This window comes from Natrinema soli, from assembly GCF_028618695.1.
Genome location: NZ_JAQIVI010000642.1, coordinates 1 through 9886, shown reverse-complemented (window position 1 = coordinate 9886; position 9886 = coordinate 1). Strand labels below are relative to the sequence as shown.

The window sequence follows — 9886 nt, the reverse complement described above, 5'->3', positions numbered from 1 at the left end:
AAGAGCACACGGACCGGCGCAGAGAGGTCGCGCGCGCCGTCGAACCCGATCGTCGCGACGATCAGGGCGACGGTGCCGGCCAGCACGACGGGGAACGCGAGCAGCGTCTCGGCGGACCAGTAGATGAGACTCTCGTTCGCGATGAAGGCGTAGGGGATGACGAATCCGGGCGCACCGAGCCGGAGCGCCTGTTTGGCCGACTGGAGGAAGCTCGCGCCCGCGATCCGCGCCCCGATCGCGACCGAGATCGCGACCGGCGGCGTGATCGCCGACAACATCGCGAAGTAGAACACGAACATATGCGTCGCGATGTCAGGGGTTCCCAGTTCGGTGATCGGTTTCGCAACCAGGATGGCCACGAGGATGTATGCCGCGGGCGTCGGCATCCCGAGCCCGAACAGGATGCTGGCGATCATCGCGAGGAACAGGACGACGAACAGTCCGCCGCCGAACCCGAGCAAGCTCACGTCGCCGAGGCTGACGATCGACGTCGCGACGCGGGCCGTCAGCCCCGTTCCCTCGAGCAGTTCGACGATCACGCCCATGGCCGCGAGGACGCCGACCAGCGGTGCCATGTCGGTCCCGCCCTGTTTGAACCCGTCGAAGGTTTGCTTGATCGTCGCGACGAGGTTCCCAAGCAGATCGTCGCCCTGTATCTCCCGCCCGAGGATCTCGGCCGTCACCTCGTCGGAACCGACGCCGACGACGCCGACGACGAAGTTCCGGACGAACATCACGCCGATGATCGCGAAGATCGTATTCATGCCCGCCGACAGCGGCGTGTACCGCAGGTAGACGAGCGTGTACAGGAGGACGCCCATCGGGATCGCGAAGTGAAGCCCGTTGAGGAGGAGTCGCCACCTGAACGACGAGAGGTCGCTCGAGATCCAGCCGAACTTGAGGATGGTGAAGTGGACGGCCAGACAGACGCTGAAGTAGAACAATGCCGCCGGAATAACTCCAGCCTGGACGATGTCTAGGTACGGGACCTGAATGATGTCGGCCATCAGGAACGCCGCGACGCCCATCACGGGCGGCAGCATCTGGCCGCCCGCGGAGGCGACCGCCTCGATCGAGGCGGCGACGTCGCTGTCGACGCCTTGATCCTTGATCATCGGGATCGTAAAGCTCCCGGTCGTCGCGGTGTTGGCCGCCGCGCTCCCGGTGATCGAGCCCATAATCATGCTCGAGATGACGGCGATCTGGACGACGCCGGTTCGGAGGCTCCGTCCGAGTTCCTTCCCGATATCGCGGACGAACTCCATCAGCCCGAACGCCTTCGCGATCCCGGCGAACATGATGAAGATTGCGACCCACGTCGAGCCGATCCCCATCATGGTGCTATGGTAGACGCCGCTAATGCCGATCGCGCCGTTCTCGGCGATCTGCTCCCAGCTCTGACCCGAGTGCTGGAAGACGCCGAACAGCCGCGGGCCGACCGCGGAGTGGGCATACGCGATCGCTGCGACGGCGACGGCTGCGATCGTGGTACCGAATGCTCGACGGGTCGTGTCGACCGCCATCGCGATCAACACCACGCCGACGACGTGATCGGTGGTGGTGTAGCCGAGGATGTACGCATCCTCGTCGAGTCGGATAAAGTTCGTATAGACGTGGTACATCGTGAACAGCGCCGCGAGGGCGAGGGCGAGGGCGATGTACGGGTCGACCCGCTCCCAGACGCGTCGCGCTCGCTCGAGCGCACCGTCGACGCTCTCGCCGGCCGTCGAGGATGTCGCTGCATCGATACCAACGTCGGGGCTTTCGTCGGCGAACTGCTGGTAGGCGTAGTCGAGGTAGTACAGCGCGATCCCCATTCCGAAAAAGAGGATCATGTATTGCTTGTCGCGGACTACCCAGCGCGGTTCGTCGACGAGGCCGGTGAGGGGCCATCCGCCCACGAGGGACACGGCGTACAAGACGGTGTACCCCGTCAGGGCGAACCCAAATACGTACACGAGGAACCCGAGGACTATCTCGGTGAGGCCGCGGTCGGAATATGCTTCGGACATCGGTTCTGTTAGTTACCGCCCTCGGCGATGAAGAACCACGGCAGATCGTAGAAGTGGACGATCTGTGCCATTTCGAAGCCGAGTTCGCTGTAGTTGCCGGCACCTTCTTGGACCTGCCGTGCCGACCAGTTCTGGATGTAGACCATCTCGGCATCCTCCTGGTCGAGCGCACCGAGGTTCGCCTCGGTTCCCTGGCTGGTCTGGGCCTCGACGAACAGGTCGTCGGTCCCCTCGTTGACGGCACTGGTCATCCCCTGGTTCGCGGAGTAGGCCGTGGTCGTCGACGTCGACGTCCGCATCCGAACGTCGGTGTCGCCGGTCGCGCCGCCGCTCGAACTGCCACCGGCGCGCTCGAACTCGTCGCTCCAGACGCCGATCTCCTCGTAGAAGTCCGCCGCGGCGTCGTGGAAGGGGACGCCGTCGTACATGTTCTTCACCCAGAACTCGTCTTCCTCGTGGGTCGCCAGCAGGCCGGCGTAGTCCGCCAGTTCATCCTTCTGCTCGTACAGCGTCTCGAGGAACGTGTAGACCGTGTCGTACTCGAGGTCGGCCCGGGAGACGAAGTTGTACGCGAAGGTCGGCGCGGGAACCTCGTCGGGGGCGTCGACGTTGTCGATCTGCCCCGTCTCGGCCGGCTGGATCAGCAGTCGGTCGTCGTCGTTCCAGGCCTGCTCGGTCTCGTCGGTCACGTCGAGGACGCGGAGGTTGTCGACGGTACTCGCGGTCTGCTGGAGCCAGCTAGGCGTGATCGAGAAGTTCATCAGCGTCCCGACGCCGGCGTCGAGCTGGTTCTCGTTGATCGCGTTGCCCTGCTCGCCGTAGTCGTTGCTGACACGGTCGTATCCGTCGGTAGCGTGATCGAGCGCTCGTTCGAGCGCTGGAGCCGTCCCGGAGCCGCTCGGCGTCGGTGACACCGACGTGTTCTCGTTGATGTCCGACAGGGTCTCGAGGTTCTGGTCGCTGCCGCCGCTCGTCTCGCCGCCGATACAACCGGCGATCGCCGCGAGGGAACCGACGCCTGCTGTCGCGAGAATCGATCGTCGAGTGGTACGTCTGTCCGTGGATTTGTCCCTCTTCGCCATGCCAAACGTCTTCATAGTTACCTGTTATAACCCTTCCGCAATCCGCCGAAATTGCGTTTTATTATATAAATACCCAACATGAACGGCCGTCCGCTTCCACCTCGGCGGCCACCCATGTGACACCCCGTATCGCAATACCTATTGTGCCATTCCCATAGGTCTAGGTATGCTGGATTTCGTGCAGCTCGAGGAGGATCTCGACCAGGAAGAGCGGATGATCCGGGACACGGCCCGGGAGTTCGTCGACGAGCACGTCAAACCCGACATCGGCGAGCACTTCGAGAACGGCACCTTCCCGAAGGAACTCATCCCGAAGATGGGCGAACTCGGCTTCTACGCGCCGAACCTCGAGGGCTACGGCTCGCCGAACGTCTCGGAGACGGCGTACGGGCTCCTGATGCAGGAACTCGAGGCCGGCGACTCGGGGCTGCGCTCGATGGCGTCGGTCCAGGGCGCGCTGGTCATGTACCCCATCCGCGCCTACGGGAGCGAGGAGCAGAAAGAGGAGTGGCTGCCCGCGATGGGGCGAGGCGAGGCGATCGGCTGCTTCGGCCTCACCGAGCCGGAACACGGTTCGAATCCGTCGGCGATGGAAACCCGCGCGGAGGCGGACGGTGACGGCTACGTGCTGAACGGCTCGAAGACGTGGATCACGAACTCGCCGATCGCCGACGTCGCCATCGTCTGGGCGCGTGACAAGTCGGCCGAGGACGACCCCGTGCGCGGATTTCTGGTCGAGACCGACCGCGACGGCGTCACGACGAACAAGATCACCGAGAAGCTCTCGCTGCGCGCGTCGATCACGGGCGAGATCGGTCTGAACGGCGTCCACGTCCCCGAGGAGAACGTTCTTCCCGGCGTCTCGGGCATGAAGGGGCCGCTGTCCTGTCTCACGCAGGCCCGCTACGGCATCGCCTGGGGCGCAGTCGGCGCGGCGCGGGACTGCTTCGAGGAGGCCCGTCAGTACGCCAAAGACCGCGACCAGTTTGGCGGTCCGATCGGCCGGTTCCAGCTCCAACAGCGCAAGCTCGCGGAGATGGGCACCCAGATCACGCTGGCCCAGCTGCTGGCCCACCGCCTCGCCGAACTCAAAGAGCGCGGCGAGATGCGACCCCAGCACGTCTCGATGGCCAAGCGGAACAACGTGCGCACGGCCCGCGATCAGGCCCGGATCGCCCGCGAGATGCTCGGCGGCAACGGCATCACCACCGACTACTCGCCGATGCGCCACATGGCCAACATGGAGACGGTCTACACCTACGAGGGTACCCACGACATCCACACGCTCGTCCTCGGCGAGGAGTTCACCGGTATCCCCGCCTACCAGTAGCGACGCGAGTCGACGATTCGCACCACGCTTTTTCTCCGACTCGAGTTCGACTCGCTGCTCGTGGCCCTGCCGACTCGACCGCTACTCCACTCGACCGCTACTCCGGAGCGTGCCGACTCGGGTTCGGATTCAGGGACGGCCGTCCCGCCCGCCAACACTCCCGTCCCAGTATCCGGAACATTGATTGCGGCGTGCGAACAGCATCGGATATGAACACGGATCGGGACGAAACCGGGACCGTCGGCGTCTCGACGACGCGAAAGACGTTCGAACTCCTCGAGGCGCTCAAAGCCGAGGAAGGGGTCACGATCGCGGATCTCACGCAGCGAACCGACCTCCCCAAGAGTACCGTCTACCGCCACCTGCAGACGCTCACCGACCTGGGCTACGTGATCGAGCGCGACGGGAAGTATTACGTCGGCTTCCGGTTCGTCGAACTCGGCGAGCAGGCTCGTTCCCGGAGAGTGGGTTACACGGCCGCCAAACGAGCGGTGTTCGAACTCGGTCAGGAGACCGACGAACGAGCGGTATTCATCGTCGAAGAGGACGACGAAGCCGTCTACGTCCACCGCTACGGCAGCCTCTCGAACACGATGATCGGCCACCGGCGACCGCTCCACTCGATGGCCTCGGGGAAGGTCATTCTCGCAGAGTGGGACGACGCTGCAGTCGCCCGCTACGTCGAGGAGGTAGGACTCGAGGCGATCACGTCGAACACGATCACCGATCCCGACGCGCTGTTCGACGAACTCGAGCGGATCCGTGACCGGGAATACGCGGTGAACAATCAGGAACACATGGCCGGACTCCGCGGTGTTTCCGTCCCCGTCTACACGCCCGACGACGAGTTCCTCGGGTCGCTAGCCGTTTTCGGACCGACCAGCCGATTCACGGACGACTACGTTCACGATGACCTCCCGGCCCGGCTTCGGGACAAGGCGGGCGAGATCAGGATCACGCTCGCGTACGGCTGACAGCCGTCACGATCGGCTGACCGACGACTCGACCGGCAAACCCGACTCTTCATCAGCGTCGGTATTCCACTCGACGAAACGCCGATCGGACGGAGCGAAAACGGAGATCGTCCAGCAGCAGCTATGCATCGTCTCTCCCGGTTCCCGGAATGGAATATCCGATACGCAAACGGTCCGTCCCGCACTCCGAAACGATGACCGTTCGCCACCGAAACGACTTTCCTCGTCTTTCGGAACAGTCCATTCGATGAACGATCAGCCGACGGGTCCCGGACCGGATCCGAAAGTCCTGCGTCTCATTCGGAAGTACGGCCTCGAGGGTGTCGGCGACGAACTCGAGGCACGGTGGACCCATCCCGAGAACCGAACGAGTCTGCGAGCGCTCGCCGATTCGTTCAACAAACGAATCCTCCGGGCCGCGCTCGACGACGCCGACGTCGAGACGATCACCGACGATGTCAGCCGCCTGTACGCCCTTCTCGATGGAGCCGAGGGGAGTCGCGGCGAGCAAACCGCGGCCAGACGGCGACTCGAGCGAGTAGGGGTCGACGTCGAGACGGTGCGAGCGGAGTTCGTCTCCTACGGCGCGATCCGGTCGTATCTCACGGGTCACCGGGACGCGTCGCTTCCGGAGACCGACGAGGACGCTCGAGCGGCGGAGTCCCGTACGATCGAGGGGCTTCGACAGCGGACGGTCGCCGTGACCGAAAGCAAACTCGATCGACTGCGGGATACCGACCATCTGCAACTCGGCTCATACCGCGTTCTCGCCGACCTGCAGGTCCTCTGTGAGGAGTGCGGCCGACAGTACGACGTCGCCACGCTGCTCGAAACTGGCGCCTGCGAGTGCGGCGATCAGTAGCGCGTCCCCGCGAACTGGTGATCGCTCGGAACCCATAACAATCGTACCTCTGTTATGGATTCCGCTGCGTTTCCCGTTTCGTTCCGGTATCGCTCGAGTCGGTTCCGAATCCGTTCCGGGTATCTATCATATATCGATATATTATGGTTATAGGATACAGTAACCGGCCCACTCGTATACTCCAGATCTTTGAGATGCCCTCTACCCGCTTATTCGGCTCTAATAACCGAGTATTCTCACATTCCATGTGAAGCAATCGCTCGAGCGCCGGCCCCGTTCTTGAACTTCAGATAAGTGGAGAAAATGCGGGTTTCTGCACGTATAAGCCAGGTTTGGTGACAGATCGAAACAGAACGACTCAAGTATACTATTCCATACTGTTTCATCGAAGTAGTGAAATATCTATAATTCCACGAACGGCGCACATCGTCGGCGGACGGATTCGGTTGACCGGACGAGCGAGTCAATCCGATTCGACCGAGGGTTTATCAGACAATCCGCGGCCAACAGGGGTATGTCGGACCAACCCCGACGATCACGACGGACAGTCCTTCGAATGCTCGCTGCGCTCACTACGGGAACGATCGCCGCAGTGACGTCTGCCGGTGCGAGTCCCGGCGAAACGCCTGATCGACCGGACCACCCATCGAATCTCCGAAGACTGCGATCGCCGTTCCGCGGTTCGTCCTCGGCCGATGTCGCGATCGGCGACGTCCTCGACGGAACCGATCTCTACATCGGCGTCGTCGACCGAATCGTCGACGGAGAACACGTCGTCCTCCTGCTCGAGGACGGCGAGGCTGTCGTCGATCAACTCGTGCTATCGGTCGATCGGTTCGATGAGATCGCCCCGGACGACATTCTGCTGAGCGCTGCCACCGACGGCGAATTACACGCCTACCGACGCGTTCCGTCGAAACCGAACGGCTGTCCCGACCCCGATTTCGAACGACTGTCGTCGGACGCCTGAGACGGACTCCTGTCAGTCAGTCCCGGCGCACTCGCGATCCGCCATGCGGGTGCGCCGGGACACAGTGTCAGCAGACCGTCTGAAACGACGCCCCGTGTGACCCGCCCTCCGATTCCAGCGCTACGTCCGGGTCCCCGTCGGCCGTCCGCTTCCAGCGCTGTCTCTTTTCCGCAGCAAGTGAACGAATCACACGACCGGAATCAGCAAGTACAACGCGTAATATTTGGAAAAGCGTTGTCTTCAATACGATGGTGAATACGGGCTCATTCGGGATTGAGCTGAATCGACCGGGTACCGCCAGACTTCGAGCCGCATTTTTTAGCGTGTGGTTCGTCGATCTCGTCGCAACGGTACTGTTCTTCACCGTCCCGTACGCGTACGAGATAAATCCCGTGACGGTCTTTCTTTACGACCTCTTCGGAATCGCCGGCGTCGTTTTCGCCGCCCTCATCTACGCCAGTTTCGTGGTCCTGATCGGCTACGTCCTCTCCACGCCGCTGGACATCGCCTTCGTCGCTACTATCGTCGGAATGTACGCCCTCTTCGCGAGCAACAACGTCGTTCTGCTCGTCTCACGCGAGCCGTTACTGGCCCCCATCGTTCCGTGACCGAGTCGACCGTCGCGACGATCCGCCGATCAGAAGGGTCACGCGAGTCTGTGCCGTCTCGGTGACTCGATCCGTCCAGTAGGCCGCTGGTTCGCGAAGTGGTTCACCGCGAGACGTGGGCCTCGAATGTGAACCGACGGAAGACGTTCCGGCTCGCTCACTTCGTTCGCTTTCCGGGCCTGGGGCTTCCAGGATCATGACTCGAGTTGGTTGTATCGCTGCTGCTCACGGTTCACTCCGTTCGCATTGTTCGCAGCAGAAATGGGCCAACTCGGATTTGAACCGAGAGCCTCCACCTTATCAGAGTGGCGCTCAACCTAATTGAGCTATTGGCCCGCGCCGTCTCCCTCGCACTCGGTAGTTGCCCGGTGGGACGTTTAAGCGTTTCTTTCTCCCTGACCCGTGAGATTCGCTACCGAGCGAGGGGATCGTCGTCTCGTTCGTCCCCGTCGTCCGTGCGGTCGTCGCCGAACTCGATCGTGTACGAGTCCTCGGTGCCGTCGCCGTCGACGGTGTAGGCGTCGTCGCCGAGGTCGTACGTCCCGTCGTCGGTCGATTCGCTCTGTTCTCGAGCCATCCCATCGTCCGGGAAGCCGAACGTCCAGACCCCGCCGCTGGCGAAACCGCCCGTCTTCTTGTCCGCGTACGGAACGATCACGAAGCGCTTGAGGGCGGCGCGGATCGGGATCCGCGTCAGCGGAACGGCGAGCAGGAAACCGATGAGGTCCGTCACCAGTCCGGGAGTCAGCAGGAACGCGCCGGCGGCGATCAGCAACCCGCCGTCAAGCAGTTCGTTCGTCGGCGGCTTCCCCTGCGCCATCGAGCGTTGCATCTTCCGGATCGTTCGCCGTCCTTCGGCCCGAACGAGTAGCATACCGACCAGTCCCGTCAGGACGACGAGTAGCACCATCCCGACCCAGTTGACGAACCCGAACTGGGTGACGATGACCGCGAGCAACACGGCGTCGAGAAACGGGATGAGCAACAGCGCGAGGATCCACCGGAGCATACGCGGATCTAGTCGCCGAACGGTGAAAATCTTTTACTCTCGTTCCAGCGACAGAACCGTCCCCCACGGCCGCTCGAGGTCGCCCGAAACCGCTCGAGACCCGATCCGATACCGGGAGCGAACGAAGGGCTTACGCCGGCGACTCACGTCGATACGGTATGAACGAGACGACGCGCGTCGAGTGGCGCGAGTGGGGACGGGAGGCCTTCGACGAGGCTTCGGCGGAAGACGTTCCCGTCTTGCTCTCGCTGACTGCGACGTGGTGCGATCACTGCCACGAGATGGACGCGGAGACCTACGCGGACCCTCGAATCGCGGCCAACGTCAACGATAGCTTCGTGCCCGTGCGAGTCGACGTGGACCGGCACCCGCGCGTTCGCGATCGATACAACATGGGCGGCTTCCCGTCGACGGTCTTCCTCGCACCGAACGGGGAGGTCCTGACCGGCGCCGGCTATCTCGGCCCCGACGGGATGCGACAGGTCCTCGACAGCGTCCGAACCATGTGGCAGACGAAAGGGAGCGCCGCGGCGCGCATTCCCCGTCCGCTCCGCGAGGACAATCCGCCCGCTGGCGAGTTGACGGCCGATATCGAACAGGGAATGTTCGGCCATCTCACCGACACGTACGACGAGACCGCCGGCGGCTGGGGCCAGCAGCCGAAGTTCCCGTTGCCCGACGCGCTCGAGTTCGCGCTCAAACGCGACCGGGAGATGGCGCTGCGATCCTACGACGCGGTCGGCGCGAACCTGTTCGACGAGTACGAGGGCGGCTTCTACCGCTTTGCGACTGAGCCCGACTGGTCGGGGCTCCAGCGCGAGAAACTGCTCGACTCCAACGGCGCGCTCGTACGGGCGTTCGCCAACGCCTACCTCCTGACCGGCGCGGACGAGTACCGCGACCCCGCCGAGCGGACGATCGACTATCTGACGGCCACGCTGTGGAACGGCGAGGCAGCCGCCTTCGCGAACAGTCAGGCTCCCGGCGAGGACGACGCGTACAGCCTCGACGCGACCGATCGGGCGGCCGCCGCGGAGCC

At 63.3% G+C, this 9886-nt stretch carries 9 protein-coding genes and 1 tRNA gene; 6 read left to right on the top strand and 4 right to left on the bottom strand.

What is annotated here, in order from left to right; genetic code table 11:
* Together PGX04_RS28975 and PGX04_RS28970 are read right to left on the bottom strand one after the other, a co-directional pair.
* On the bottom strand, positions 1-2012 hold a 2012-nt coding region (locus tag PGX04_RS28975; protein ID WP_273741658.1), incomplete at its 3' end, for a TRAP transporter permease.
* 8 nt (positions 2013-2020) lie between these two features.
* Positions 2021-3094, bottom strand: coding sequence for a TAXI family TRAP transporter solute-binding subunit (locus PGX04_RS28970; protein ID WP_273741657.1), 1074 nt, complete (start codon positions 3092-3094; stop codon positions 2021-2023).
* A gap of 166 nt (positions 3095-3260) precedes the next feature.
* Here PGX04_RS28970 and PGX04_RS28965 point away from each other — a divergent pair, with 166 nt between their 5' ends.
* From PGX04_RS28965 to PGX04_RS28945, 5 genes are all read left to right on the top strand, one after another.
* Positions 3261-4424 carry an acyl-CoA dehydrogenase family protein gene (locus PGX04_RS28965; protein WP_273741656.1) on the top strand — a complete coding sequence of 388 codons (1164 nt, stop codon included), beginning with the start codon at positions 3261-3263 and terminating at the stop codon, positions 4422-4424.
* Between the two features lie 209 nt (positions 4425-4633).
* Positions 4634-5398 (top strand): IclR family transcriptional regulator, encoded by a 765-nt coding sequence (locus PGX04_RS28960; RefSeq protein WP_273741655.1) that lies wholly within the window; start codon positions 4634-4636, stop codon positions 5396-5398.
* Between the two features lie 247 nt (positions 5399-5645).
* Positions 5646-6260, top strand: coding sequence for a rod-determining factor RdfA (rdfA, locus tag PGX04_RS28955; RefSeq protein ID WP_273741654.1), 615 nt, complete (start codon positions 5646-5648; stop codon positions 6258-6260).
* 514 nt (positions 6261-6774) lie between these two features.
* Positions 6775-7230 (top strand): hypothetical protein, encoded by a 456-nt coding sequence (locus PGX04_RS28950; protein ID WP_273741653.1) that lies wholly within the window; start codon positions 6775-6777, stop codon positions 7228-7230.
* A gap of 248 nt (positions 7231-7478) precedes the next feature.
* Complete coding sequence (locus PGX04_RS28945; RefSeq protein WP_273741652.1) at positions 7479-7838, top strand: hypothetical protein; 360 nt, start codon at positions 7479-7481, stop codon at positions 7836-7838.
* A gap of 262 nt (positions 7839-8100) precedes the next feature.
* Here PGX04_RS28945 and PGX04_RS28940 read toward each other — a convergent pair.
* Together PGX04_RS28940 and PGX04_RS28935 are read right to left on the bottom strand one after the other, a co-directional pair.
* Positions 8101-8174 (bottom strand) — tRNA-Ile (locus PGX04_RS28940).
* Positions 8175-8250: 76 nt separating this feature from the next.
* Positions 8251-8847 (bottom strand): FxsA family protein, encoded by a 597-nt coding sequence (locus tag PGX04_RS28935; RefSeq protein ID WP_273741651.1) that lies wholly within the window; start codon positions 8845-8847, stop codon positions 8251-8253.
* A 158-nt stretch (positions 8848-9005) separates the two neighbouring features.
* Between PGX04_RS28935 and PGX04_RS28930 the strand changes: the two genes are divergently transcribed.
* The coding region (locus PGX04_RS28930; protein WP_273741650.1) for a DUF255 domain-containing protein at positions 9006-9886 on the top strand (881 nt) is incomplete at its 3' end.

Bases quoted from the DNA above. Each gene is read 5' to 3' on its own strand.
- PGX04_RS28960 (WP_273741655.1), top strand. From the start codon at position 4,634: ATGAACACGGATCGGGACGAAACCGGGACCGTCGGCGTCTCGACGACG.
- PGX04_RS28970 (WP_273741657.1), bottom strand. From the start codon at position 3,094: ATGGCGAAGAGGGACAAATCCACGGACAGACGTACCACTCGACGATCG.
- PGX04_RS28950 (WP_273741653.1), top strand. From the start codon at position 6,775: ATGTCGGACCAACCCCGACGATCACGACGGACAGTCCTTCGAATGCTC.
- rdfA (WP_273741654.1), top strand. From the start codon at position 5,646: ATGAACGATCAGCCGACGGGTCCCGGACCGGATCCGAAAGTCCTGCGT.
- PGX04_RS28935 (WP_273741651.1), bottom strand. From the start codon at position 8,847: ATGCTCCGGTGGATCCTCGCGCTGTTGCTCATCCCGTTTCTCGACGCC.
- PGX04_RS28945 (WP_273741652.1), top strand. From the start codon at position 7,479: ATGGTGAATACGGGCTCATTCGGGATTGAGCTGAATCGACCGGGTACC.
- PGX04_RS28965 (WP_273741656.1), top strand. From the start codon at position 3,261: ATGCTGGATTTCGTGCAGCTCGAGGAGGATCTCGACCAGGAAGAGCGG.